The organism is Limnobacter humi (genome assembly GCF_024518835.1).
In the GTDB taxonomy this organism is placed as follows: Bacteria; Pseudomonadota; Gammaproteobacteria; order Burkholderiales; family Burkholderiaceae_B; genus Limnobacter; species Limnobacter humi.
In genome coordinates this window covers 201,990-227,435 of record NZ_JANIGO010000003.1, presented here as the reverse complement: position 1 = coordinate 227,435, position 25,446 = coordinate 201,990, and the positions used below count along the sequence as shown (strand labels likewise).

Below are 25,446 nucleotides of genomic sequence, written 5' to 3'. Positions count from 1 at the left end.
AAAGGGGCTCATTGGCTGAGCCCGAAAAATTCAGCGTATTTTTTGCCAGGATGACTCGCCTTCAATCCAGACAATGGCACCATCAGGCTGGTGGCGCAGGGGTATTGTCCAGCGTTGAACACCAGGTTTGCCCGGCTGCTGCACCTTCAGTCGCGGGTCCTGCCAGGCCAATGTGTTGCTGTTGGACACTTCACTCCAGCCTTCTGCGGATTGTTCTGGGCGAGGAAACAAACCCAATTCGCTGCTCCACGGATGTTGGCGATTGAGCAGCGCGCCATCGGGTCCCAAGCGGGCAAAGGCTCGCATTTGGTTATCCAGCACCTCAAAGCCGCCTTCCGTGCCTGGCAACACCGACACCATGAGGGTGTGTCCACTCAAACCGGGAATCACAGTCAGGAGCTGGTCTGCCAATCCGGGGTTGTCTGTGCTCTTGACCGTCAAGATTTTTGGTTGCCAAAAACCAGTCACCGGTTTTTCGGCCTCCCGCGCCACCCTGAGGGTGTGGGCTTGTCCATCAATCCGAACAACAAGCTTGAATGCTTTACGGGTCTCGTCCATGAGACGAGCGTCGTACCAACCAATGCCATCGGCTTGTTGTACCGTCGTCCAGCGCGGTGGCAACTTGCCTGATTTCACAGCGGCAGGAATAGCGCCGCCCCCGGGCTGCTGAGCCCGGTACCAGCTTGGGTTGTTAACATCTGCTTCCACCTGACCCTGACGCACCCGCAAAAACGGTTTGCCCCGCTCATCCAGAATGTCCACTGCATGCTGACCATTGGTGGCCAATGCAAATTGATACGCTGTGGTTTGGACCACCGACACATCAACACCCTTGGGCAGGTTGCTGGCTTGTTTCAGTGTGGGTACGCCTCCTTCGCTGTGATGCTCCGCATGCGCCCAACCCTGGGCGGGTTGGGCACAGGCGCAGGCCATGAGCCCGGCCAGCAAGGTGCGCCGAAGCTTAGGCCCCATGCTTGAGCATGAAGCTGACGCTCTTGGAGGGCAGCAAGTTGCCGGCAGAGTCTTTGCTGCGTGCAAAGACCATGTAAGCACCTTGCGGCACCACGGCAGCCTGGTCCGGAATCCGGAAGCTGATTTGCTTGCCGTTAACCTTGGTGAACATGGATTTCGGAATCACCACAGTACGCTGGTCTCCATCGATCAAGTGCGTCATGACAGTGTGTCGGACCAAGGTGATGGAGTCGATCTGGTTGGCATTGGTTTTGTCACCCAGTTCGATGGTCACTTCCTGGCCTTTCAAATACTGGTGCACCATCGGTTTTCCCGTTGCGGGGTCCGTTGCGGTCGCATCCTTGAAGCCCTTCAGCTCGGGACGATCGGGGTGGAACACATACGGCGGTGAATAGATCTCAAAGGACGGATCACGGCCATCATTGGGTGCAAAACCAAACTGGGCCAGGTTAATGTTCTTGAGATACAGCGTGGAAATGGGTGCATGGCCACCCACCAGCACGCGACCGTCTGGCATCAGCAATGCGGTGTTGTGGTAGGTGCGAGGATGGTTGGACACAGCCATTTGCTCCCACTTCTTGGTTCGTGGGTCAAAGCGTTCGGTGGTTTGCCGGGCAAATTCAACACCCGGTGCTGCAACGCCGTCTCGGTCACCGCCGTTGAACACCGTCACGGAGTCATCCGGCAGCAACACACCTGTGCCATACCAGCGGGTTTGGTTCAATGCACCAGTGACTTCACTCTCGTAGCCCACAATCTTGGCGTCTTTCACATTCGGAGCCAGTTCGGTTTTCACCGTGTCGATGCGGGAGGAGGCCACTGCCACATAACCACCCGGTGAGGTCAGCCCGACCAATGGCAGTACACCGCCTGCGGTCAGGAAGCTGGCATCGGTGTATTTGCCCTGGGTGTTGGGTTTCAACGGCAGCATGACCGAGAATGTGGAGCCGCGCATGCCACCGCCCACAGCTTTTTGGAGCATCTGTTCGGGGTTACCGGTGCCCAGCGTGCCCAAGAGGCTCATCAGGGCTTGCGGGCTTTTCACGGGGGCGCTCATCAGTGTGTTGGTGAGCGCTGTCATGGCTGCATTGCGCGCGGTGGGCACATTCAGGATTTGCGTGAACGACTCCAGACCGGCCTGGCTAAAGCGCAATGGGAAACCGGCATAGGCCAGGTCAGACCATTGGTCTTTGCCCGGGTTGTAAGTGGCAGCAATGTTCCACAAGGGTTGGTCGATACTTTGACCAAAGGGGTTGAAGGCCTGACCACCCGCGTTGTACAGCACATGGCCATTGGGCAGCAGGTGCATGCGGGGGAACAAGGGCAGGGTGCGCTGTGCAGCCTCACCGTTCACCTTCCAAACACCCTTGCCACCATTGGCATTGGGGTCGAAGGTTTCGGTGTGCACCACATTGCGACCACTTTGTTCAGGTGCCTGGGGGTAGATGGGCTTGAGCAGCTTGGTCACACCGCTGGCCACAAAAATCTTGCTATCAGACAAAGTCACCAACGAGGGATACCAGCGACCGAAGTTCATGTCGGCCATTTGGGTCCAGTGGTTGGTGTTGGGGTTGTAAGCACGGCTGTTGCGCAGGCCTTCCAGCTCGGTCAAGCCATAACCCAGAGCATTGCTGCCGGGCTCGCTGTAGTAGGACGTACCGCCCACGGCCAAAATGCGGCCATCGGCCAACATGGCCACGTCGGCGCAGAACAGGGCACCGTCGGCGCTGTTGGTGTCTTTGTTGGACAAGCCTGGGATGAGTTCAGTGATGTTGTAACCGTTGGGGTTGGCCCCAGCATCCACTTCAAAGGGACGCACCCAGCTGGTGGCTGCATTGGTGTCGCGTGGAATGCGCATCACACGGGTTTGGTCATTGATGGCTTTCTGGCCAAAGTCCACCAAAATGCTGAATTCAAAGTCTTCAGTGCCTTCCAGTGCATTGAAGTACAGAAAGTCACCATTGGGCAGCAGGGAAATGGTGCCGGCTGCAGGCTTGCAGCGGTTTTTGCCGGTCACCGGATCAACCAGACATTTCTGGTCAGTGCGGGTGCCGACAGCGTCGGGGTTGCGATCCTCGGTGGGGCTGCGACGGTACACAAAGGGTTCGGCAAAGGGCTTTGAAAAGCTGCCCTTGCAATTGGTGGACGTGCAGGTCTTTGTGCTGCTGGCGCCGGTGTTCAGTGGGTTTTTGCTGCCGATCAGGTCATCGAGCAAGCCTGCGTGTGCGGGCAATGCAAAGCCCGTGTTCAGTACTGTCAGCGCGATCAGCGCGTGCAGACGCTTGACTTTCATCATGTCTCATTCCTCTTTGCAAGTTGATGCTATCGCAAAGGGGTACACCCATCACCACGGGGGTTCAGGCGTTTCCTCCCTTGTTTGCCTCTGATGTTTTATTGTGACTTCTCTTCGTTCTTCGCTTGGGTTTTGGATGCTTTGCGCAGTAACGAATTGTTAACAAGTGTAATCACCAGAACGGGGTGGGGCAAGGGCAGACCCCCCTCCAAACAGGGGGGTTGGCGTTGATAAAACCGGACAAGAAAAAAGCCCCGCAGGATATGCAGCCTGCGGGGCTTTTTAAAAACTTGGTGGCGAATCAGGGACTCGAACCCCGGACCTGCGGATTATGATTCCGTCGCTCTAACCAACTGAGCTAATTCGCCGAAAGACCGCGATTATAACGAATGTTTTTGAAAAAATCAAAGCATGCGTTCAATCCGCCAGGTTTGGTATTTCAGGGCAACCCAAGCGCCTGCCACAATGGCCAGTGTGGTGATCCACGACGCCACTGACAGGGTGCTGGCCCCGCTCAAACCCTGACCCACGGTGCAGCCCAAAGCCAGAATGCCACCAAACCCCATCAGTGCGGCACCGACCACATGGTTGGCGGTGTCTTCCACGCCCTGAAACCCTTCCCAGCGGAAGCTTCCCTCTTGCCAAGCGCTGGCCGCAGCGCCCAGGACTACCCCCGCACAGGCCACCACGCCCACGGTCAGAACGCGGCTGGCGTCGGAATAAAACATGAGCCATTCCAGCGTGTAGGCGTAAGGCGCTACAAAGCTGAACGCTTCGGGTCGATTGGCGTAAGAGCCCAAATAGGCAGCCTCCAGTGTTTCCGGGTGCTCGGGCAGATACGCCAGATTGAAAGCAACCCACCACACCGCAGCAATGGCGAGGCCTACACCCAAACCACCCAGCAGGGTTTCTTTGTTCCATGCGGAGCGGGCAAACAGGCTGGTGGCGATCAGCACCACTGGCAAACCAATGGTCACGGCTGTTGCAACGCTGGTTTGGACTGATTCGCCCAGCAAACCAGGAATGCTGCTGGCGTTGCCCAGGTCGATTTTCAAGGGATCAAACCATTGAACGCGAACCACCCCGAGAATGCCCTTCAGCGCCATGTAGCTGGTTAGCCCCAGCACCAGGAAAACCACCAGGGCTTTCAGATTGCCGCCGCCGAGTCGAATCAGGGTTTTGCTGCCGCAGCCCGATGCCAAGACCATGCCCACACCAAACAGCAAGCCGCCCAGAATGCCGGATAGCCAAGACCATTGTGGATTGAGGTAAATCGTGTCTTCCGGCCGCGCAAGGCCCGTCAGGGTCATGGCCTGCAGAGCCAGACTGGCCACGCCAATGGCCAGTCCCCATGCCCGCATGCGGTTCCAGTTGCCAAAGTTCACAATGTCGGCCACAGCGCCCATGGTGCAAAAGTGGCTGCGATGCGACACGGCACCAAACCACAAGCCAATCGCAAAGGTGGCCCACAGAACGATGTGGCGCAGGTGTTCAAGGTTGAGTTCTTCCATGACTCGTTGATCATCAACAAAAGAACTCGTATTGTACCGGCGGCCACTTGGAAAGGGCAGGCCGACTGCGGCTTTATTTCAGCGCATCCAGCCGTGTCTTGGCACTACCGGCAGCAGCGCTGCCAGGGTATTTGCTCACGATTTCGCCCAGGGTTTTCTTGGCGTTCGGAATGGCTTTTAGCTCCAGCTGTGCGCTGGCCATGCTGAGCAAGGCGTCGGGTGCGCGAGGGTGTTCGGGGTATTCCTTGGCCAAGTCCCGCTGAGTGATCAGGGCAGATTTGTAGTCGCCTTGGGCAAACTGCGCGCTACCCAGAAAGTACCGGACCTGGGGGTCCAGGCTGCTCTTGGGGTATTTGTTGATGAAACTTTGAAATTGGCTAGCGGCTTGCTGGTAGTTGCCCGCTTTGAAGTGGTCCAAGCCAGCTTGGTAATCCGCAAACTGTTCCTGTGGAACGGCCAGTTCCTGACCGTCCAGTTCCAGCTTTTTGGGTTCCAGCTGTTTGATCCGGGCTTCCAGACTGGCGTACAGCACCTTGCTGTCTTCCTGCAGTTTCCGAATATTGTTGTTGGCCACTTCGAGATCGCCCCGAAGCCGTGCAATTTCTCGGTCTTTGTCGGTAACCTGCTGGGCCAGCGTGAGCTGGCCCTGTTGTGAGGTGGACTCCAGCCGCCCGATGCGCTGCTCCAGTGTTTGAATTTGCTGTCGCAACTCGATGATGGCCCGGCGGGCTTCATTGTCATCAAAAATTGCGAAGGCGTTCATGGATGCTGCGCTCAAACCGAACGCAACAGCCAGGGTGGCAAACTTGGGCTTCAAGTGCATGGGGTGTGGAGTCCTGAAGTGCATGGATTACTGGTAAGCGATGTCGGCACGGCGGTTTTCTGCCCATGCTGCTTCGTTACTGCCAGTGGCTTTGGGTTTTTCTTTGCCGAAGCTCACTGTTTCGATCTGGGACTCCTTCACACCCAGGGACAGCATCAGGGTTTTCACGGCGTCTGCACGGCGCTGGCCCAGTGCCAGGTTGTATTCAGCGCCACCACGCTCGTCGGTGTTGCCCTGAATCACCACTTTGCGGCTGGCATTGGCGGCCAGGTACTTGGCGTGATTTTGAACCACAGTGCGGTACTCGCCCTTTACGTCGTAGCTGTCAAAGTCAAAGTAAACACTGCGCTTGGCCAGCACGCCCTGTGGGTCGTTCAACGGGTCCATGTCGCCCGGTGTGACGGTGGGCACAGCACGGGTGTCGCTTTGGGTGGTGCCGGGTGCCTTGCCGGTTTTGCTTTCAACCGGTTTGTCGTTTAAGGGAACGGCCGAACTACAGGCGGCCAGTACGGCCACCAGGGTCGACAGGGCGGCATATTTTGCAAAGGTTTGTGTCATGTGCTTCTCCAAAATCCAAAAGGTTCAAAACGATGTATTCAAAAAAATCGGGTTCCCGCTGACGTTAGTCGTTGGTGTACGGTCCCCAAGTGGGTTCCGCAATGTCGCCTCCGGTGCTGCTCAATGTGTTCTTCACACGTCCGTCTTTGGATACCATGGCCAATGCCCCTTTGCCACCGGCGCGGGTGGCATACAGGATAAAACGTCCATTGGGCGAGAAGCTTGGGCTCTCTTCGCGTCCGGTCGAGGTTAGGACCATGTCCTGTCCGCCAGCCAGATCCAAGACCGCAATTTTAAATTGACCGTCCCGGCGAGTAACATAAGTTAACATTTTACCGTCTGGGCTCACTCTTGGCGAGATATTGTATCCACCTTCGAACGTCACCCGCGTTGGATTGGCGCCACTAGTCCCCATGCGGTAAATCTGTGGGCCACCACTGCGATCCGACGTGAAGTAGATATTCTGACCATCCTGACTGTAATTCGGTTCCGTATTGATGCCGCCAGTGCTGGTCAAGCGGTCCAGCCCGGAGCCATCGGCTGCGTTCATGGAAAAAATCTGTGAGCCTCCGTCCTTGGTGAGAACCACCGCCAGCTTGCGGCCATCGGATGACCAAGCCGGTGCGCTGTTGCTGCCTTTGAAATTGGCCACTGCCCGGCGTTTCCCGGTGGCCAGTTCATGCACAAACACCACGGGTTTGCGGGTTTCGAAGGACACATAGGCCAGTTGACGGCCATCGGGTGACCAGGCCGGAGAAATAATGGGTTCTTTGGACGCGAGTGCCACCTGTGGGTTTGCACCATCCGAATCGGCGATGATCAGGCGGTATCGGCCGGGGGATTTTTCGACATAGGCAATCCGGGTTGCAAAAACGCCTTTCTCGCCCAACAGCTTTTCGTACACAAAATCGGCAATTTTGTGGGCTGTCAGCCGCATGGCAGATGGGGCGACCACATAACTGAATTTGCCCAGTGACTTTTGCTGCGCCGTGTCGTGCAGGTTGAAGCGAATGTCCACACGCCCATCGCTGGTTTTTCGCACCGACCCCACCACCAAGGCATCCACGCCGACTGATTTCCAGGCTGTGGGGTCAATCAGGGTGGATTCGTTGAGGTCGATATTGCTGGTGGTGTTGATGGCTTTGAAAAAGCCGCTGCGGGTCAGGTCGCTATCAATGATGGCTTTGATGTCTTCTGGCAAACCCTGGTTTCCCTGGAATGGCGCGGCTGAATAATTGATCTGGTTGGCGCCCACGCCTGTGATGTCAATTTTCAGCTGGGCGTGCGCAGCAATTGGCAGCGCGGCCGCTGTTACCGAAGCGACGAGCACGCCGATGCGCTGCAGCCAGCGGATGCAAGCGCTTTGGGAGCGGCGAATGGATGTGGAAATAGGCATGGCAGTCGGGTTGAGTTCAGTCATCATTTGAAACTTTATTGAACGTCTTTTGGACGGAATGAGAGTACGAGCACGGGTTCAACGGAGCCGTCCTCAGCCCTGGGCAATGGGCTAGAGCGCTGCAATGCGCGCTCCACCGCGCTGTCCCACGCGGGAATTCCACTGCTTTGTTTTTGTGTAATCGACACGATCTCGCCAGTGGGTAACTGGCGGACTTCAAAAACAGCCTGTGGGTTTCCATCCACACTGCTGGCACCCGGGAACACAATTTTACTGCGCACATATTGCCGAATTCGATCACTGTAGGCGGCTTTGTTGCGGCTATTGCCAGCACTGCTACTGCCCGTGTTGGGCACACCACCGGTGGCGCGGGCGATCTCCTCCTCGCGCAGTTTCTTCAATACGTCGCTGCTGACCTGGGGCTTGGGCTCTGGTTTCTTTGGCTCAGGCTTGGGCTCCGGTTTTTTGGGCTCCGGTTTTGGTTCAGGTTTTTTCGGCTCTGGCTTCGGTTCAGGCTTGGGCTCCGGCTTTTTTTTGTCGGGCTTGGATAATTCGATGTCGGCCTTGGGTGGCTTCACGGGTGGCGGCTCAACCGCTTTGGGCGGCTCGGGCACTGGTTGGGGCTTGGGTGGCTCAACCTTGGGTTCAGGTTGAATGTCTTGCTGTACGGCCTGTGCAGGGCCTTGTAAGTCAGAGAAAAGCACGGCTTCAAATGGTGCGGGTTGTTCGGTGCGCCAAGCCAAGCCAATCACGAAGAAGGCGACCAACAGCACGTGTGCAGCCAGCGATAGGCTGAGACCAGCCTTTTCGCCGGTGTGATCAACTGGGGGTTCCAGGCGTTTGTCCAGGCCACTTTCGCGTGACATTTTGTCGAGCAAGGCTTGTTGGGCCTGGCTCAATCGCATTTCTCCGCGTTGGCGTGCAAGATCCACGGCAGTTTATCCCTTGGGTTTGACCAACAGGCCAACCTTCTGGATGGCAGCCCTCTGCAGGGCATCCATGGCATCCACCACAGCCTGGTACTGGATGGATTTCTCGGCCGAAATCACCACGGGGCGATCGGCCTCTGCACCTTGCAGGCGCTTCACTTCATCGGCCAAGCCATCGAGTGTCACTTCCCGGCTTTCATTGGTTTTGAGGTCTTTCACCACCAGCTTGCCCACTTGCCGTACGGTCACCTCAATGGGGCGAACTTGTTTGGGCACGTTGGTGTTGGTCATGGAAGGAAGATCGATCACCGATGGTGTGACCATGGGTGCGGTCACCATGAAAATGATGAGCAGCACCAACATGACGTCAATGTAGGGCACCACATTGATTTCGTTGATGCCACGGCGGCTGCGTCGACCCAGTTCTTTCATCTTGTGAACTCCGGACTCAGTGCTGACGTTGCAGGATGTTCAAAAACTCTTCCACAAAGCTTTCAAACTGGGTGGAGAGGCGATCAATGTCGTTGGCATACCGGTTGTAAGCCACCACGGCCGGGATGGCTGCAAACAAGCCGATGGCGGTGGCCACCAATGCTTCGGCAATACCCGGTGCCACGGCTGCCAAAGTGGCTTGTTGGACGTTGGTCAATCCGCGGAAGGAGTGCATGATGCCCCACACGGTGCCAAACAGACCAATATACGGGCTGACTGACCCGGCGGAGGCCAGAAACGGCAGGTTGCGTTCCAGCAGGTCATTCTCGCGCTGGAATGCAGCCTTCATCGCACGGCGTGCACCGTCAATAATGAGGGCGTAGTCCGTCAGGCCTTTTTTGTCGCGTGCGCGCAGGAATTCACTCATGCCGGCTTCAAAAATGCGTTCGAGTGGACCGGCCTCCATGCGACGGCTGCTGGCGCGCTGGAAGAGGGTGTTGAGGTCACCACCCGACCAAAATTCTTCCTCAAATTTGTCGGATTGTTGCTTGGCTTTTTTCAGTACAGCGTACTTTTTGAAAATGGTGGCCCAGGACACCAGGGAAATGGACACGAGGATCAGCATGACGACTTGCACCACGAAGCTGGCTTCGGTGATGAGCGTGATGAAGGACATGTCGGTGGAGACTTGCATGGTGATGGGGCCTGAAAAGAAAAAGGTCAACAATGGACAATGGTTTATTGGGCTGTGCGCAGCAGGTGCTGGAGCTCGTCATACACCACGGCAGGTATGGGTGATGGGCGTAGTGTCACCGTGTCAACGCAACCCACCCGGGTTTTCCCCTCGCACACCAACACATCGCCACAGCGAATCACCTGTTTGAAGACCGCGGAAACCCGTTTGAGTTCAATCAGTTCAACCGACACTTCCAGCAAGTCCTCTAGTTTAGCAGACCGGCGATAGTCGATTTCGGTTCGACTGACCACGAATACCCTGTGATGATGCTCCATCAGAGATTTCATGCCGATGCTGCGTTGAAGAAACCATTCGCTGCGGGCTCTTTCCATGAACCGGAGGTAATTGCCGTAATACACCACGCCAGCAGCGTCTGTGTCCTCAAAAAAGACCCTCAATTTGTATGTGAATGTCATAGGATGGCCGCGCTGGTAAACCCTTGGATCGTGCTATTGTAATAACGCTAACGGTCTTGGGCAGAGACAGGGTAGACAGGCTCAAGAATAAATACACACAAAAATGCACTCAGGAGAAGAGGGATGGCCAGAAACATTCCCGTTTTGGACGCGTCGTGGTTGTATGTGGAGTCGCGGGAGGCTCCCATGCACGTGGGCAGCATGGCGATCTTTACGGTAGAAAATGAACCGGTTCAGGATGCGATTGCTCGCATATTGACCTGGTTGCGCAGTTCGGTGGAATTCAACCCACCATTTAACTACCGGCTCAACAGCCCCAAACTACTAACATTGCGCCCCAAGTGGGTTGAAACCGACAAGGTCGATCTGGATTACCACTTCCGGCACAGTGCCTTGCCTGCCCCAGGTGGTGAGCGCGAACTCGGTGCGTTGATTTCTCGCCTGCATTCTCACCCCTTGGACTTTCACCGACCCTTGTGGGAAATGCATTTGATTGAAGGTTTGCAGGGCAACCGCTTTGCGTTGTACACCAAAATGCACCACTCATTGATGGATGGCGTGGGTGCCATGCGCCTGATGAGCCGTATTTTTGGCAAGAGCGCGAAGGAAAGCCTGACCCTGCCAGCCCCCTGGTCTGTGGGCACTGTGCGCAAAGAAAAAAAATCCAAAGCACCGCCACCTTTTGTGGACCAGGCGATGGAAGCCTGGAAGGCCGCCAAGTTGAATGGCGCCGCCATTTCTGTTGCTGGCAAAGCCCTGCGCGCATTGTTTGATGAGGCCTTCAAGCCAACCGACACTGCCATTGCAACACCGTTTTCAGGGCCCAAGTCGATTCTGAATGGTCGTGTGGGTGGTGCACGGCGTTTGGCCACGCAAACCTACCCATTGGAGCGCATCCGCAAGCTGGCCGAAGCCGCGGAAGTGAGTGTGAACGACATTTTTTTGGCGATCTGCTCGGCTTCACTGCGACGTTACCTGGTTGAACGAAATGCCTTGCCCCATGAAAACCTGACAGCCGGTTTGCCGGTGTCGGTTCGGCCGGCCGATGATTTGGACGGTGGCAATGCCATCAGCTTCATTCTGGCCAACTTGAACACCACCGAGGAAGACCCGCTGGTACGTCTGCGGGAAATCAACCGTTCCACGCAGGTGGCCAAGACCCATTTGCAGTCGATGCCCAAAGAGGCCATCAACAACTACACCATCATGCTGATGGCCCCCATGATGCTGCAGTTGGTCTCGGGCCTCGGCGGATTGACGCGTCCGATTTTCAACACGGTGATTTCCAACGTGCCGGGGCCTTCTCAGGATTTGTATTTTTCGGGTTGCCGACTGGCGCAGTTTTACCCCATCTCGCTGATTCCCCATGGACAGGCATTGAACATCACCGTGGTGAGTTATGCCGGCCAGTTCAACGTGGCGTTTACGGGTGACCACGATGCATTGCCATCCATGCAGCGCTTGGCTGTATACACCGGAGAAGCGCTGGAAGAGCTGGAGGGCTTGTTGGGTGTTTCGTATGTGGAAGAACCCTCATCCACCCCGGCAACCAAGCCGGTTGCGACCAGGGCAGCAGCCTCCAGGCGCGCTGCTGGTGCGGCCACCAAAACAGCTGCCAAGACAGCGGCCAAGACAAGGCCCAAGCCGGTCAGCAGGAAATCGGCTGGCTAGTACGCATGACAACCGGACTGAAATTTGTTGTGTTGAAAGGTGCTGCAGGTTGGGGTGATCGCCTGCAGTGCCTGCTTCAAGCCATCAAGTACGCCAAGGCCACTGGACGATACCTCGTGGTCGACTGGCGTGATGAAGAGTGGTCTCATGATGGGTTGTTGACGCTGGACGACTATGTTGATGTGACGGGTGTGCGGCATTTCCCCTTGCACGGTTTTTTGGCGTTGTTTCGCCAGGGGCAGATCGGCGGTGAGACCATTCCGAAACCCTGGGCTGTGCACATGGACAATTTGGACATTCGGACTTTGGTGTACACCGAGTTGTTTCAATTGCCCCAGCATGGGGAGACCATCCATGCGATTGCGGATTTCAAACAGGCAGATTTTGACGCGGACGTGGTGGTGTATGCTGGCGTCGGTTTTCGGGCCTTCCGGTTTTCGGACTTTTCCAGCTTGAAGCCCAAGGCGTGGATGTCTGCCGATTTGAAGCGTTATGCACGCAATCGCGGTTTGGTGGCCAAGGATTATGATGTGGTTCACCTTCGCGCAGGTTCCAAGCCGTGGGCAGGTGGTCAGGTAGCCCTCAAATCGTTGGCTGAGAAACTGGATGCCCAATTTCCCGACTTGAATGCCTACATCGAACAAGTCCAGCAAGCCTATGCAGCAGCCTGCCCCGATGCAGCATCGAGGAAGCCTGTTTGGGTGTTGTCAGACTCAGCGTGGCTGGCCAGCCAATGGATCGAGAAAACCGGCATCGGCCAATTTCTGTCACATCGGATGGATTCCAAAATGGTGGCTTCAGGAATTCATGAGCTCAAAGCGCATGACCTGCAGTCCGCAGGACTGTCCAAGTTTGACATTAACCTGGACAGCCTCCGGGATTTTGCCGTGATGTTGAATGCCCGTTCCGTGGTGTCTGATGGGCACTCGCTGTTTTCATCCATGGCCAAATCCTGTCAAGGCAGTGTTCATCCAGACTGGTTGTTTGACTGATGCCTCAGTAAGGGGGACAGGATTGCTGTTGCCCCATGAACAAGGTTGACAGGTTTCCCTTGGCTTTGCCCGCAGCGATCAGCAGGTATGGACACAGCACCATGGAGCCGCCTGTGGTCACCAACAGACCGAGCGCCATGCCCAACGGGCTGTGCCCGTGTCGCCATGAAACCCACAGCCCAGCGATCGTCAAGAGGATCATGAAATCCAGGTTGAATTGGCCGGACCAGCTGACCGCAAGCACGTTGTCGATGACATGGGGTATGAGGTTCAATCCTTGGTTTTGAATCACCAGCACCGTGTATCCGCTGAGGATTAGCAGTTCAATCACCAGAAACGCCTTGAATGCTTTCATGCAAATCTCCTGTCAAGGTTGAGAAACAACATGGGCCAAAAACCCGATGATGAGTATGAGCACGGCCAACCAGTCCACAGTCATGACGCGGTGCATGGCTGGATTCATGTGACCAACATGGTGAGCAATCGCCACAAATGACAACACGCTGATTCCTGCTGCCCAGTAAGCCAGGGTTTGCCAATCAGGGTGCCAGGCTGCACCGATTAGAAAGAGCCCCAGCACGGCAAACAGCGCTGCGCGATGTCGCATCAGGATTTCCAGGTTGGGCTCGTCAATCGGAATGCCGTAGAGGCGACTGAGACGTTCAGGGCCCAACACCCCGGAACTTGGTAACAGGTGAATGAGGCCCAACAAGGTGATGCAGATGGCAGAAATAGTCGAGCTCATGGCGTGAGCCTCCCGATGTTGGTGGTTCGCGTGGTGTTCGGGTGGATATTGTCGGTTTGAAACGCCAACTGGGCCGCTTCATTGACGGGGTACAGCAGTTCGACACGGATCGATTCCACTGTGATGTCAATCGGTGTTCCAAAGGTGGTGATGGTGGTCATGAATGCAAGCTCATCGCCTGTACGTGATCGGAAACGGGTGACCAGCACTGGTGTATCGATGGGTGGCATTGAGCGGGCTTGGGTTTGCCATGGGCGTGGAACGCTGGCCAACAGCGGCCGTAGATGGGGCAAATGGGCCGCTTCGGATTGAAGACGCCTGACGAGGTAGGGCATGACTTCGTCGATGTTGATGATGTGTGACAGCAAACCATCGGACCCGATCATCCAGCCCAAGAGGTTGGGCTGCCCTTGCAGCGCATCGACAGGAATGTCCAGCAGTTCAAGGAGTTTTAAAACACCTCCGTTGAATTGAACCAGGTTCCAGTCTGCATCAAGAACAATCGCCGGGTAAGGGGCGTGTTTGCTCAACAGGAGCTCAATCACTTGCCGAACTGGCGCCATGACTTTGTCGTGCAGTGGCCGATGGGGATGGGCTGGCGCATACCCGAAATGCACCAGGCATTGGTTGCGTTCACCCATGGGTAGCTGAAGTGCATCCAGTATTGCGGTGAGCATTTCCCGGCTGGGGTGTGCCTTGGCAGTTTCGATGCAACTGAGGTGGCGTTGTGACACACCCACCCGATGGGCCAACTCCGCTTGGCTGATTCGTTGGTGTTGCCGCAAATGTTTCAGAGGCGAAGGTTGGGTGTGCAAGGACATGGGGCATCTCCTGTTTTTGTCAGTGTGCCACCACTAAAAACTGAAGACGATGACCTTGCAGGTCAAATCAGATGTTCAAATCACCTTGAGCAGCCTGACCAGGGTTGAGCAGGCCTTGCGACAGATGGCTTGGGGCCACCAGGCCAAAATGCTGGTAGGTGTTGAGCGTGGCAATACGGCCGCGTGGCGTACGCTGGATATAGCCTTGTTGAATCAGATAGGGCTCGAGCACATCTTCAATCGTGTCACGTTCTTCGCCAATTGCAGCGGCCACATTGTCCAAACCCACTGGGCCTCCGTTGAACCGGTGGATGATGGCCTCCAGAAGCCGTCGGTCCATGGGATCCAGGCCAATTTTGTCCACGTCCAGCATGCCGAGTGCGGCATCGGCCACCGTGGCTGTGATCACTCCCTGGGCCTTTACTTGAGCATAGTCCCGAACACGGCGCAGCAGCCGGTTGGCAATGCGGGGCGTACCGCGTGAACGTCGCGCAATTTCCAGGCAGCCCGCCTCATCGAAGGGCATGTTGAGCAAGCCCGCACTGCGCGCCACGATGCGCGCCAGTTCGTCGGGGGTATAAAACTCCAGGCGGGAGACAATGCCAAAGCGGTCACGCAGTGGATTGGTGAGCATGCCAGCGCGGGTGGTGGCGCCCACCAGCGTGAAGGGTTGCAAATCGAGCTTTACACTGCGTGCACCCGGGCCTTCACCGATCATGATATCGATCTGGTAGTCCTCCAGCGCGGGATACAAAATTTCCTCCACCACGGGCGACAGACGATGAATTTCATCAATGAACAACACATCGTTGGCTTCGAGGTTGGTCAACAGGGCAGCCAGATCGCCGGGACGTTCCAGCACGGGGCCAGAAGTCTGCTTCAAATTCACACCCATTTCACGGGCCAGAATGTGGGCCAGTGTGGTTTTGCCCAAGCCGGGTGGACCGAACAGCAGCACGTGGTCGAGGGCTTCTTTGCGTGAGCGCGCAGCGGCAATGAAGATGTCTAGCTGATCGCGGATTTTTTGCTGACCGACATACTCGTCCAGGTGTTTGGGGCGCAGCGCGCGCTCAAACGCCTCTTCAGTTGAGGTGGTTTTGGCGGGGTTGATGAGGCGGTCCGGCTCGATCATGGATGCGTCGTGGGGGCTGGGGTGGCAACATCAGCAGTGTAAACCAGTGGCATGCTGCTCAACCTTTGGACAAGTTGCGCAAGGCCAGTTTCAGGCCTTCAGTCACCCCGGTGCCCTCAGGCAAGCCTTTGCAGGCCGTGGCGGCCTCTTTGTCCGAGTAACCCAGTGCACACAGCGCGGCAATGATTTCATCCTGCGCGCTGCCAGTGACCGGTGCATGGCCGATGGCCGACATGCTGACGCCCATGGCTGGGCCTAAGGTGCCAATCTGCCCTTTGAGTTCCAGCAGCAAACGCTCGGCTGTTTTTTTGCCGATACCCGGAATTTTTACCAGACGCGCCGTTTCCTGGCTTTGAACAGCCAGCAAAAATTCCTGGGTGGAAATGGAGGAGAGAATGGCCAGCGCCGTGCGTGGGCCGATGCCAGACACCTTGATCAATGTTTTGAACAGGGTTTTTTCATCAGCCGAGGCAAAGCCATAGAGGCTGTGCGCGTCCTCGCGAACCACCAGGTGGGTATTCAGCGTGCAGGGAGCGTTCAACTCGGGCAGGTTGAAGAAGGTGCTCATGGGCACTTGCAATTCATAGCCAACGCCTTGCACATCCAGCACAATCCAGGGCGCATTTTTCTCAGCCAGGGTGCCTTTCAGGCGTCCAATCATTGCAGTTCTCCGAGCAGTTGTTGGTTGCCAGTATACTGGACAAAACCACAGTTACAAGAGTGGTGCGTTGGTGTTTATCGCCAACTGGTGCGCCCCTTGCGGGTGCGTGTTCGCAAGGCGCCTGCCGGCAACTGGCTGGCTTGGCCCATGGCGTTGATCATTTTGCTGCTTTGGGCGTGGGTGAGCGCGGCAGCCAGTGCGTCGGCTGCATCGGCGGACGGCGCAGCGGGCAGTTTGAGCAGGCGCTTGACCATTTCCTGGACTTGTTCTTTGTTGGCCTTGCCTTGCCCAACAATGGCTTGCTTAATTTGCAAGGCGGTGTATTCCATCACGCTCAAGCCCGCGTGGGTGAGTGCCGTGAGCACCGCCCCCCGTGCCTGCCCCAACAACAAGGTGGATTGCGGGTTCACGTTGACAAACACAATTTCGACGACAGCCACTTGGGGTTTGTACATCGCGGCCAGCTCGGACAGGCCTTTGAATAAGGTGTGAAGGCGGTCAGCCAACGGTGCATCCGAATCGGTTCGGATGACACCACTGGCCACATAGGTTTGCTGACCATCGACCACATCGACCACGCCGTAACCTGTGATGCGCAAACCCGGGTCGATGCCAAGAATGCGCATGGTCGTTGATGAGGCAGCGCAGATTCAGTGACGGAAGTGACGAATGCCGGTCAGCACCATCACGATGTTGCGCTCGTCGGCGGCGGCTATCACCTCGTCGTCGCGCATGGAGCCGCCGGGCTGAATCACACAGCTGGCGCCTGCGTCGACCACCACATCCAGTCCATCGCGGAAGGGGAAGAAGGCATCCGATGCAACGGCCGAGTCGGCCAGCGTCAGGCCTGCGTTTTGCGCTTTGATGGAGGCGATGCGCGCAGAGTCCACGCGGCTCATCTGGCCAGCACCCACACCCATGGTCATGCCATCTTTGCAGAAAACAATTGCGTTGCTTTTTACAAACTTGGCACAACGCCAGGCGAACATCAGGTCTGCCCACTGCTGCTCAGTGGGTTGACGCTTGGAGGCCACTCGGATGTCACTTTGCTGCACATTGTGAATGTCGGGGGTTTGCACCAGCAAACCGCCACCCACGCGTTTGTAATCAAAGCGGTGGTTGCCGGCGTCCAGCGGAATCTCCAACAGGCGAACATTCTGCTTGGCTGCAAACACGGCGCGTGCGCCATCGTCGAAAGACGGTGCAATCAGCACCTCTACAAATTGCTTGGACACGGCCTCAGCCGTGGCCTGGTCCACAGCCCGGTTGAAGGCGATGATGCCACCAAAGGCCGAGGTGGGGTCGGTTTTGAAGGCTTTGGCATAGGCTTGCAGCGTGTTCTCGGCCACTGCCACGCCGCAGGGGTTGGCGTGTTTGATGATGACGCAAGCGGGGGCTTCGAAGGTTTTCACGCATTCCCAGGCGGCGTCGGAATCCGCAATGTTGTTGAAGGACAATTCTTTGCCCTGCAACTGACGGTAGTTGGACAGCGAGCCCACCGGTGCCTTGGCTTCGCGGTAGAAAGCAGCGGTTTGGTGGGGGTTTTCGCCGTACCGCATGTCTTGCACTTTGTGGAACTGCATCGACATCACTTCGGGGTATTCAATGCGTGCAGGCACGTCGTTCAGGTCGCCATTGGTGCCTTGCAGGCTGGTGAGGAAAGCAGCAATGGCGCCATCGTAACGCGATGTGTGCGCATAGGCTTTGGCGGCCAGTGCACTGCGTGTTTTCAGGGTGGTGGCGCCGTCATTGGCTTTCAGTTCGTCGATGACCTTGCTGTAGTCGGTGGGGTCCACCAGGATGGTCACGCTGGCGTAGTTTTTGGCGGAGGCGCGCACCATGGCGGGGCCGCCGATGTCGATGTTCTCAATCGCATCTTCCAGTTTCACATGTTCGGCTGCGGTGGCTTGGTCGAACGGGTACAGGTTGACGGCCACGAGATCGATGGGACCGATGCCGTGTTGCTCCATCGCGTCCAGGTGTGTTTGGAGGTCACGGCGAGCCAAAATGCCACCATGGATTTTTGGATGCAGGGTTTTGACTCGGCCATCCATGATTTCCGGGAAACCGGTGTGGCTGCTCACTTCTTTCACGGCCACACCTTTTTCGGCCAGCAGTTTGGCGGTGCCGCCCGTGGACAGAATTTCAACGCCCCGCTCTGCCAGCGCTTTGGCCAGTTCGAGAATGCCGGTTTTGTCGGACACGCTCAGCAGCGCGCGTTTGATGGTGTTGTGTGTAGTCATGACAGTGAAGCTGCCGAAGCAGTGTGAAACATTAAAAAAATTAGATGAGACCGTGCTGTTGCAGTTTTTTGCGCAAGGTGTTCCGGTTAATGCCCAGCATTTGGCTGGCGATGGTCTGGTTCATGTTGGCTTTTTCCATGACCACTTCGAGCATTGGACGTTCGACGGCAGACAGCACCATGTCATACACTGCGTTGGCGCTTTCGCCTTCCAGGTCATCGAAAAATTTGTCCAGGTTGCTCCGGATACAGTCGGAGATGGTCACTGGGGCCGAGTTGCGATCGTTGATGCTCATGCTGCCAATCTTGTGTGTGTTGGTTCGTTGGAAAGGTCTGAATCACTGGGCGCAAAGTACAAAGCGCCCGTGTTTCTCCAGGACATGAAAAACTCATCCACGATGCGCACCTGCGCCTCGGTGGTTGGCGCGACCATCAATTGGTCGATGACGGGGTGGTTTTTGCCGGCTGGGCCGCAAAGATACCATTGCAGGTGCTTGCGTGCGGTCAACAAGCCTGTTTTTTCACCATAAAAATGGTGGTGGTCCTGCAGGTGGTGAAGCATCACGGTGTGGGCTTCTTCCAGTGTGGGTGGTGGCAAATGCGCACCGGTGCGCAGGTAGTGCAGCACTTCACGGAATATCCAGGGATTGCCTTGGGCTGCCCGGCCAATCATGAGGCCATCGGCACCGGTGTGGTCCAGCACAAACCGCGCCTTCTCGGGGCTGGTGATGTCGCCATTTGCAATCACCGGAATGCGCACCGATTGTTTAACTGCCCGAATGGTGTCGTATTCCGCGTCGCCGGTGTATCCACAGGCGCGGGTGCGGCCATGCAATGTCAGCAGAGACACACCAATGGACTCGGCCATCTGCGCAATGGTGATCGCATTGCGGTGTTCTGGGCTCCAGCCCGTTCGGTATTTGAGGGTGAGGGGAACACCGCGTTCGGTACACACGGTGTGCACCGCACGCAGAATTTTCTCAACCAAAGCTTCGTTTTGAAGCAAGGCAGAGCCTGCCGCCACCGCGCACACTTTTTTGGCGGGGCAGCCCATGTTGATGTCGATGATTTGCGCGCCCCGTTCAATGTTGTATGCCGCTGCATGCGCCATCATCTCGGGGTCAGCACCTGCAATTTGCACAGCCACTGGTTTGGTTTCACCGTGGTGATTCAGGCGTCGGGTGCTCTTGTCAGTTTTCCACAATTGCGGGTTGCTCGCAGCCATTTCAGACACAGCATGGCCTGCACCCAGTTGTTTGCACAACTGACGGAAAGGCCGATCTGTCACGCCTGCCATGGGCGCGAGAAACAGATTGTTTGGAAGTGTGAATTGGGCGAGTTGCACGATTGCACAAAATTTGAGCAATTTTCGAGCAGCCCATTTTAGCGAGGGTGGGGTGGAAATTCGACCCTGATCGGGCAAAAAAAAGAAAATTTTTTACTTGACTTTTGAGTGTCAAAATGGGCGCTCAAGCCTCGCCGGGCTTGAGGCTGGATGCCCCAGAACGGAGCGTCCAGTCCTATTGTGCACTTACAATGTGCCGCGTTGAATCAGCTCGATTTTGTAGCCGTCCGGGTCTTCGACAAACGCGATGATGGTGCTGCCGCCTTTGACTGGGCCTGCTGGGCGCGTTACTTTTCCGCCTGCCGCCGTGATGGCATCGCACTGCTTGTAGGCGTCTTCCACCTCAATGGCGATGTGGCCGTAAGCACCGCCCATTTCGTAACTGTCCACGCCGTAGTTGTAGGTCAACTCCAGTGCGGCCTGCTCGGACTCAGGGCCATAACTGAGAAATGTCAGCGAATAGCCTTGGTCTGGTCGATCGGTGGTGCGCAGTACATGCATGCCCATCACCTGGGTGTAAAAGTCAACAGAGCGCTGCAAATTGCCAACGCGGAGCATGGTGTGAAGAATTCTCATAGTCGGGGTACCTCAGATGGACTCAGTTGTGAAAGCGCCTTGTGGGGCTCTCGGTAGTTGGGCATCAATTGTTCAACAATCGCCCAAAAACGGGGGCTGTGATTCATCTCCTTGAGATGAGCCAGCTCATGTGCAATGACATATTCAATCATCGGCAAGGGGTAGTGTACCAGCCGCCAATTCAAGCGGACTTCGCCGCGGCTGTTGCACGAGCCCCAGCGTGCATTCGGGCTGGACAGGCGAATTTGAAAAGCGGGCAATTCCATGCGCTGGGCCAGGGTTTGCGCCATGTGGGTGAACACCTCTTTGGCGTGGGTTTTCAATACTTTTTCCAGCGATTTGAGTTGTGCCGGCGGTGAATGACGGACGCTGCCTGGCAGTGTGATGTGCTGCGTCCACGGGTTGAGCATGGGCCGCGATGTGCTGGTGTGTTCCACCTGGAATGCCAGGCCACGAACAGGGATGGCATGTCCGTTGGCCAGCAGGGTTTCCAGACTGGTGCTGTTGTGTTTGCGGCTTTCCCAACGCAACAAGCTCTTTTCGATCCAGGTCGACTTGCTGGCGATGATGCGTTCGATTTCAGCCAACGCCACACGATGGGGTGCTGAAATTTGAAGCCCGTCATCGGTGATCAAGAAACCGATGCTGCGGCGTTTGCTGCGCTTGAGGCTGTAGTGGCAAAGCCCCCAGGGCAGCTCCAGCGCGCGTTGTTCAATGTCGGTGCTGCTGACTGACATCGCTCACTGTTTGTCCACCAAGGGCGTGTCGGCGCTGGTGTAGCGATGCGGGGATATTTGATGCATCTCACCTTCAATCCAGCTCTCAACAGCTTTCATCAGGCTGTCGGCATCATGGCCTTCTGGTGAAATGGGCTTACCAAACCGCAGGGTGACGGTACCGGCCTTTTTGAAAAAGCCTTTGCGTTTCCAGTACTCCCCGGCATCGTGCGCAACGGGCACCACCGGCGTGTTGGTGGCCACGGCTAGGCGCGTCCCGCCGGTTTTGTAACGACGCTTGTAGCCCACGGGTACTCGGGTGCCTTCCGGGAAGAACATCATCCACGCGCCTTGACGCATGCGCTCACCGGCCATTTTTTTCACAAACTCAAAGGCTTCAACCCCGTTTTTGCGGTCCACTGGCACCATGCGCAGCACCCACAGGGCCCAACCAAAAAACGGTACGTATTGCAGTTCGCGCTTGTAAATGAGGCAGAGGTGCCGTGGCAGCAGCAGCGCTGGAATGGCGAAGGTTTCCCAAGCGGATTGGTGTTTGGCCAACACGATGGCGCCGGTGTCGGGCAGGTGTTCCATGCCTTCAACCTTGAATTGAATACCGCACAGCCACTTCAACATGTGGATGTTGATGGCATTCCACCAGCAGGCAAACACATAACGATTGCGTATGCTGAGCACAGGGCTGAGCAGCAGCAACAAGGTGGCGTGGATGGGGGTGTACACCACCACGTACAGAAAGAACAGGATTGAGCCGACCACAGACCTCACCGCATGCCTCCGAATGGTTGTTGTGTTTTATTTTCGATTGTTTGCGAATGGATCAGCTGGCACCAGGTGAGCAGCCAAGGCAGCGAGATCCGCAAACACCAGTGTACCTGCGGGCAGCTCGTCTTTTTTCTCAGCAGTTTTTTTACCCTTGCCAGTTTTGACCAAAAACGGTTTGCAGCCGACCGATGTACCCGCTTGCAAGTCGCGAAGTGAGTCGCCCACCACGGGCACACCCTCCATGGGCATGCCGAGGCGTGCGGATATTTCTTCAAACAGGCCGGGTTTGGGTTTGCGGCAGTGGCATTTGTCGTCAGGGCCATGGGGGCAGAAAAAAATGCCGTCGATGTGTGCACCTGCCTCATTGGCCAGGTCGTGCATTTTTTTGTGCATGGCCGACAAGGTTTCCAGGTCGAACATGCCGCGCGCGATGCCCGACTGGTTGGTGGCCACCACCACGCGGTAGCCACCGCGGTTCAACCGTGCAATCGCCTCCATGCTGCCGGCGATGGGAATCCATTCGTCCGGTGATTTGACGTACTCGTCCGAGTCCTCATTGATGACGCCATCACGGTCCAGCACAATCAGTTTGGTGTTGTTGGGCATGGGCTTTGCGCTCCGGTGATTTACTGCGCCAGTTGTGAAATGTCGGCTACCCGATTCATCAGGCCATGCAGCCAGGAGAGCAGGGCAATCCGATTGTTTTTCAGGGTTTCGTCAGGGTCATTCACCATGACATGGTCAAAGAACGCATCCACGCTGGTTTTTAAAGGAGCCAATGCCAGCAGTGCCTGCTGGAAGTCACCTTGTTCAAACGCTTGGGTGGAGGCCGGCGCGACATTGCGCACCTGAGCATACAGGGCTTTTTCAGCATCCAGTGTCAAGCGTGCTTCCACAAGCTCAACCGGTGAGCCTTCCACTTTCTTCAGAATATTCGAAATGCGTTTGTTGGCGGCAGCCAATGCAGTGGCTTCGGGCAGTTGCGAGAAGGCACGCACGGCGGCCAACCGTTTGGGCAGGTCGGCAAACTGGCTAGGCTGGGTGGACAGCACACTGTCGACTTCAGCGCTGGAGTAGCCCTGGTCTTTCAGGTAGCTGCGCAGACGGTCCATCATGAAGCTGGCGATGGCGTCGGTGCTGGGCTTGAAGTCTGGATAGGCTGCAAACAGGCTATTGCCCTGGTTGAGCATGGCATGCAGGTTCAATTGCAGACCTTTTTCAATCACCATGCGAATGACACCCAAGGCGTGCCGGCGAAGTGCGAAGGGGTCTTTGTCGCCAGTGGGCACCAGGCCAATGCTGTAAATACCCAACAAGGTTTCCAGCTTGTCGGCCAGTGCGACAGCCAAGCCAACCGGGTTGCGTGGCAGTTGGTCGCCAGCAAAGCGGGGGCTGTAGTGATCTGCAATGGCTTGGGCCACATCGGCTGTTTCGCCGTCGTGGCGTGCGTAGTGCTCGCCCATATTGCCCTGCAATTCGGGGAATTCGCCGACCATGTCGGTGAGCAAGTCGGCCTTGCACAGCAGCGCGGCGCGTTTAGCCTGCTCGACTGGGGCACCCGTGATGGGGGCCAGCCACTCTGCTAGCTTGACCAGGCGTTCATTGCGGTCTTTTTGCGTGCCCAGCTTGTTGTGGTACACCACGCTGGCCAAGCCTGGCAAACGACTTTCCAGACTCTTTTTTCGATCTTGATCGAAGAAGAATTTTGCATCGGCCAGGCGCGCGCGGAGCACCCGTTCATTCCCGGAGGTGATGAGGTGTGGCGTGGTTGTGAGCAAGTTGGACACCAGCAAAAAGCGGTTTTTCATCTTGCCGTGAGCATCGGTGATTGCAAAATATTTCTGGTTGGCTTGCATGGTGAGAATCAGGCATTCCTGAGGCACTTCCAGAAACTCCTTCTCAAAGCCAGCTTCATACACCACCGGCCATTCCACCAGCGCACACACTTCGTCCACGAGCTCTGCGGGTTGCACCACCTGGTCGCCTTGGGCCTGTTCGGCCAGCTTTTGCTCAATGGCCTCACGCCGTTTGGCAAATGAGGCCACCACCTTGCCTTCCGTTTCGAGTTGGGCTTCGTAGCCGTCGGCCGTGGCGATCTCGATGGGCCCTTTGGACAGAAAACGGTGGCCCAGGGTGGTTCGACCTGCCTTAAGCCCCAGTGTTTGTGCCGCGACCACATCGTTGCCGTGCAGAGCGACCAGCTTGTGGGCCGGGCGTACAAAGTGCACGGTGCTGCCATCAGGTCGCTGGTAGCTCATCACCTTGGGGATGGGCAGCTTGGTGGTGGCTGTTTCCAGCGCTTTGTTCAACGATTCGGTCAGGTGTTTGCCCGCCATGCTGCGTTCAATCACCAACACGTCCTGCTTGCCATCGCTGATGGTTTTGAGTGTGGACACATCGGTGCCTTCCAAGCCGAGGGCGCTGAGTTTTTTCAGCAGCGGCGGTGTGGCCTGGCCTTGCGCATCCAAACCAATTTTCACGGGCAAGAGCCGTTCCTGAATATGCTTTTCGGCGGATGTACCGGCCACATCGCTAATGTGGCAACCCAGGCGGCGTGGGCTGGCGAAGGCGGTGACGACACTGTGTTCGCTCAAATGGCCTTCGTCGCGCAATGTTTGGCTCATCAATTGGCTAAAAGCCTCACCCAGGCTATTGAGGGCTTTGGGTGGGAGCTCTTCGGTGAAGAGTTCGACCAGTAAGGATGGGTTCATGGTGTGGGGTCTTGTTCGGTTGTTCAGGCGGCCTGGTTGCACATGGGAAAGCCCAGCTTCTCGCGAGAGTCGTAGTAGGCTTGCGCCACAGCACGCGACAAGTTCCGGATGCGGCCAATATAGGCAGCGCGTTCGGTCACCGAGATGGCACCGCGGGCGTCCAGCAGGTTGAAGGTGTGCGCGGCTTTCAGAATCATTTCATAGGCTGGTAGTGCCAGGTTGGCTTCAATCAGGCGTTTGGCCTCACTCTCGTATTCACCAAAGTGGCGAAACAGCATGTCGGCATTGCTGTATTCAAAGTTGTAGGTGGACTGTTCCACTTCATTTTGGTGAAACACATCACCATAGGTGAGCACTTTGTTGACGCCATTTTCTTCGCGCTCGGTCCACACCAGGTCATAAACATTTTCCTTGCCTTGCAAGTACATGGTGAGGCGTTCAATGCCGTAGGTGATTTCGCCAAGAATGGGTGCGCAGTCCAAGCCGCCCACTTGTTGAAAGTACGTGAACTGGGTTACTTCCATGCCGTTGAGCCACACTTCCCAACCCAAACCCCAGGCGCCCAGCGTCGGGTTTTCCCAGTTGTCTTCCACAAAGCGGATGTCGTTTTGTTTCGTGTCAATGCCCAGGGCCTCCAGGCTGCCCAGGTACAGGTCGATGATGTTTTCGGGCGATGGTTTCAGCACCACCTGAAACTGGTAGTAGTGCTGCATGCGGTTGGGGTTTTCGCCGTAGCGACCATCTTTCGGGCGGCGCGAGGGTTGCACATAGGCCGCGTTCCAGGGCTCTGGCCCCAAAGCGCGCAAAAAGGTGGCGGTGTGACTGGTGCCGGCGCCCACTTCCATGTCGAACGGTTGGAGCAGGGCACAACCTTGTTGGTCCCAGTATTGTTGCAGGGTCAATATGGCCTGTTGAAACGTCAGCATGCGTGCTGTCCTTCGCAATTAAAGCAGTGCAATCAAGAAATGGCCCTATTGTAAGGGCT

Annotated in this window: 27 protein-coding genes and 1 tRNA gene; 2 read left to right on the top strand and 26 right to left on the bottom strand. The window is 56.5% G+C overall.

The genetic code is table 11. The features are described 5' to 3' along the window. Positions 1 to 30 precede the first annotated feature (30 nt). The 11 genes from NQT62_RS10425 to NQT62_RS10375 all read right to left on the bottom strand — a co-directional run bounded on the left by NQT62_RS10425 (position 31) and on the right by NQT62_RS10375 (position 10,066). Positions 31 to 972, bottom strand: a complete 942-nt coding sequence (locus NQT62_RS10425; protein WP_256764638.1) for a hypothetical protein — start codon at positions 970 to 972, stop codon at positions 31 to 33. Continuing rightward, positions 962 to 3,268 (bottom strand): galactose oxidase-like domain-containing protein, encoded by a 2,307-nt coding sequence (locus tag NQT62_RS10420; protein ID WP_256764637.1) that lies wholly within the window; start codon positions 3,266 to 3,268, stop codon positions 962 to 964. Before NQT62_RS10420 ends, NQT62_RS10425 begins: the two co-directional genes overlap by 11 nt. A 288-nt stretch (positions 3,269 to 3,556) precedes the next feature. After that, positions 3,557 to 3,633 (bottom strand) — tRNA-Met (locus NQT62_RS10415). A 36-nt stretch (positions 3,634 to 3,669) separates the two neighbouring features. Next, positions 3,670 to 4,776: a YeeE/YedE family protein gene (locus NQT62_RS10410; protein WP_256764636.1), complete on the bottom strand. Its 1,107-nt coding sequence runs from the start codon at positions 4,774 to 4,776 to the stop codon at positions 3,670 to 3,672. Positions 4,777 to 4,849: 73 nt separating this feature from the next. Next, entirely contained in the window at positions 4,850 to 5,599 is a 750-nt protein-coding gene (gene ybgF, locus NQT62_RS10405; RefSeq protein WP_256764635.1) for a tol-pal system protein YbgF, read from the bottom strand. Between the two features lie 27 nt (positions 5,600 to 5,626). Next, a complete protein-coding gene (pal, locus tag NQT62_RS10400) occupies positions 5,627 to 6,157 on the bottom strand; it encodes a peptidoglycan-associated lipoprotein Pal (protein ID WP_256764634.1) in 531 nt (176 codons plus the stop codon). Positions 6,158 to 6,221: 64 nt separating this feature from the next. Further along, on the bottom strand, positions 6,222 to 7,580 hold the full coding sequence (gene tolB, locus NQT62_RS10395) for a Tol-Pal system beta propeller repeat protein TolB (protein ID WP_256764633.1): 1,359 nt from the start codon (positions 7,578 to 7,580) through the stop codon (positions 6,222 to 6,224). 8 nt (positions 7,581 to 7,588) lie between these two features. Further along, positions 7,589 to 8,485: an energy transducer TonB gene (locus tag NQT62_RS10390; RefSeq protein WP_256764632.1), complete on the bottom strand. Its 897-nt coding sequence runs from the start codon at positions 8,483 to 8,485 to the stop codon at positions 7,589 to 7,591. Between the two features lie 6 nt (positions 8,486 to 8,491). Continuing rightward, positions 8,492 to 8,914, bottom strand: coding sequence for a protein TolR (gene tolR, locus NQT62_RS10385; RefSeq protein WP_256764631.1), 423 nt, complete (start codon positions 8,912 to 8,914; stop codon positions 8,492 to 8,494). Positions 8,915 to 8,930: 16 nt separating this feature from the next. Further along, on the bottom strand, positions 8,931 to 9,608 hold the full coding sequence (gene tolQ, locus NQT62_RS10380; protein ID WP_256764630.1) for a protein TolQ: 678 nt from the start codon (positions 9,606 to 9,608) through the stop codon (positions 8,931 to 8,933). A 44-nt stretch (positions 9,609 to 9,652) separates the two neighbouring features. Continuing rightward, positions 9,653 to 10,066: a YbgC/FadM family acyl-CoA thioesterase gene (locus NQT62_RS10375; protein ID WP_256764629.1), complete on the bottom strand. Its 414-nt coding sequence runs from the start codon at positions 10,064 to 10,066 to the stop codon at positions 9,653 to 9,655. Between the two features lie 123 nt (positions 10,067 to 10,189). On the opposite strand from NQT62_RS10375, the gene NQT62_RS10370 reads away from it, so the two are divergent. Next, positions 10,190 to 11,737 (top strand): WS/DGAT/MGAT family O-acyltransferase, encoded by a 1,548-nt coding sequence (locus NQT62_RS10370; protein WP_256764628.1) that lies wholly within the window; start codon positions 10,190 to 10,192, stop codon positions 11,735 to 11,737. Positions 11,738 to 11,742: 5 nt separating this feature from the next. Next, positions 11,743 to 12,729: an O-fucosyltransferase family protein gene (locus NQT62_RS10365; RefSeq protein ID WP_256764627.1), complete on the top strand. Its 987-nt coding sequence runs from the start codon at positions 11,743 to 11,745 to the stop codon at positions 12,727 to 12,729. Positions 12,730 to 12,733: 4 nt separating this feature from the next. Here the strand turns inward: NQT62_RS10365 and NQT62_RS10360 are convergent, their stop codons facing one another. From NQT62_RS10360 to glyQ, 15 genes are all read right to left on the bottom strand, one after another. Continuing rightward, complete coding sequence (locus NQT62_RS10360) at positions 12,734 to 13,084, bottom strand: hypothetical protein (RefSeq protein ID WP_256764626.1); 351 nt, start codon at positions 13,082 to 13,084, stop codon at positions 12,734 to 12,736. Positions 13,085 to 13,096: 12 nt separating this feature from the next. Beyond that, positions 13,097 to 13,474 carry a phosphopantetheine adenylyltransferase gene (locus NQT62_RS10355; protein WP_256764625.1) on the bottom strand — a complete coding sequence of 126 codons (378 nt, stop codon included), beginning with the start codon at positions 13,472 to 13,474 and terminating at the stop codon, positions 13,097 to 13,099. Further along, on the bottom strand, positions 13,471 to 14,295 hold the full coding sequence (locus tag NQT62_RS10350) for a helix-turn-helix domain-containing protein (RefSeq protein WP_256764624.1): 825 nt from the start codon (positions 14,293 to 14,295) through the stop codon (positions 13,471 to 13,473). The genes NQT62_RS10355 and NQT62_RS10350 overlap by 4 nt, the downstream gene beginning before the upstream one ends. A gap of 67 nt (positions 14,296 to 14,362) precedes the next feature. Beyond that, entirely contained in the window at positions 14,363 to 15,427 is a 1,065-nt protein-coding gene (gene ruvB / locus NQT62_RS10345) for a Holliday junction branch migration DNA helicase RuvB (protein ID WP_256764623.1), read from the bottom strand. Positions 15,428 to 15,485: 58 nt separating this feature from the next. After that, positions 15,486 to 16,088: a Holliday junction branch migration protein RuvA gene (ruvA, locus tag NQT62_RS10340; protein ID WP_256764622.1), complete on the bottom strand. Its 603-nt coding sequence runs from the start codon at positions 16,086 to 16,088 to the stop codon at positions 15,486 to 15,488. Positions 16,089 to 16,162: 74 nt separating this feature from the next. Continuing rightward, positions 16,163 to 16,714 (bottom strand): crossover junction endodeoxyribonuclease RuvC, encoded by a 552-nt coding sequence (gene ruvC, locus NQT62_RS10335; protein ID WP_256764621.1) that lies wholly within the window; start codon positions 16,712 to 16,714, stop codon positions 16,163 to 16,165. 24 nt (positions 16,715 to 16,738) lie between these two features. Continuing rightward, positions 16,739 to 18,331: a bifunctional phosphoribosylaminoimidazolecarboxamide formyltransferase/IMP cyclohydrolase gene (gene purH, locus NQT62_RS10330; RefSeq protein WP_256764620.1), complete on the bottom strand. Its 1,593-nt coding sequence runs from the start codon at positions 18,329 to 18,331 to the stop codon at positions 16,739 to 16,741. Between the two features lie 40 nt (positions 18,332 to 18,371). Next, positions 18,372 to 18,626 (bottom strand): Fis family transcriptional regulator, encoded by a 255-nt coding sequence (locus NQT62_RS10325; protein ID WP_256764619.1) that lies wholly within the window; start codon positions 18,624 to 18,626, stop codon positions 18,372 to 18,374. Further along, positions 18,623 to 19,675 carry a tRNA dihydrouridine synthase DusB gene (gene dusB, locus NQT62_RS10320; protein WP_256764618.1) on the bottom strand — a complete coding sequence of 351 codons (1,053 nt, stop codon included), beginning with the start codon at positions 19,673 to 19,675 and terminating at the stop codon, positions 18,623 to 18,625. Before dusB ends, NQT62_RS10325 begins: the two co-directional genes overlap by 4 nt. A gap of 186 nt (positions 19,676 to 19,861) precedes the next feature. After that, positions 19,862 to 20,251, bottom strand: coding sequence for a lactoylglutathione lyase (gloA, locus tag NQT62_RS10315; RefSeq protein WP_256764617.1), 390 nt, complete (start codon positions 20,249 to 20,251; stop codon positions 19,862 to 19,864). Further along, a complete protein-coding gene (locus NQT62_RS10310) occupies positions 20,248 to 20,988 on the bottom strand; it encodes a M48 family metallopeptidase (RefSeq protein WP_256764616.1) in 741 nt (246 codons plus the stop codon). Before NQT62_RS10310 ends, gloA begins: the two co-directional genes overlap by 4 nt. Before the next feature lie 3 nt (positions 20,989 to 20,991). Continuing rightward, on the bottom strand, positions 20,992 to 21,753 hold the full coding sequence (locus tag NQT62_RS10305; RefSeq protein WP_256764615.1) for a lysophospholipid acyltransferase family protein: 762 nt from the start codon (positions 21,751 to 21,753) through the stop codon (positions 20,992 to 20,994). Between the two features lie 27 nt (positions 21,754 to 21,780). Continuing rightward, positions 21,781 to 22,356 (bottom strand): D-glycero-beta-D-manno-heptose 1,7-bisphosphate 7-phosphatase, encoded by a 576-nt coding sequence (gmhB, locus tag NQT62_RS10300; protein WP_256764614.1) that lies wholly within the window; start codon positions 22,354 to 22,356, stop codon positions 21,781 to 21,783. 20 nt (positions 22,357 to 22,376) lie between these two features. After that, positions 22,377 to 24,461, bottom strand: coding sequence for a glycine--tRNA ligase subunit beta (gene glyS / locus NQT62_RS10295; protein WP_256764613.1), 2,085 nt, complete (start codon positions 24,459 to 24,461; stop codon positions 22,377 to 22,379). 23 nt (positions 24,462 to 24,484) lie between these two features. Beyond that, entirely contained in the window at positions 24,485 to 25,387 is a 903-nt protein-coding gene (gene glyQ, locus NQT62_RS10290) for a glycine--tRNA ligase subunit alpha (RefSeq protein ID WP_256764612.1), read from the bottom strand. Between the last annotated feature and the right edge of the window lie 59 nt (positions 25,388 to 25,446).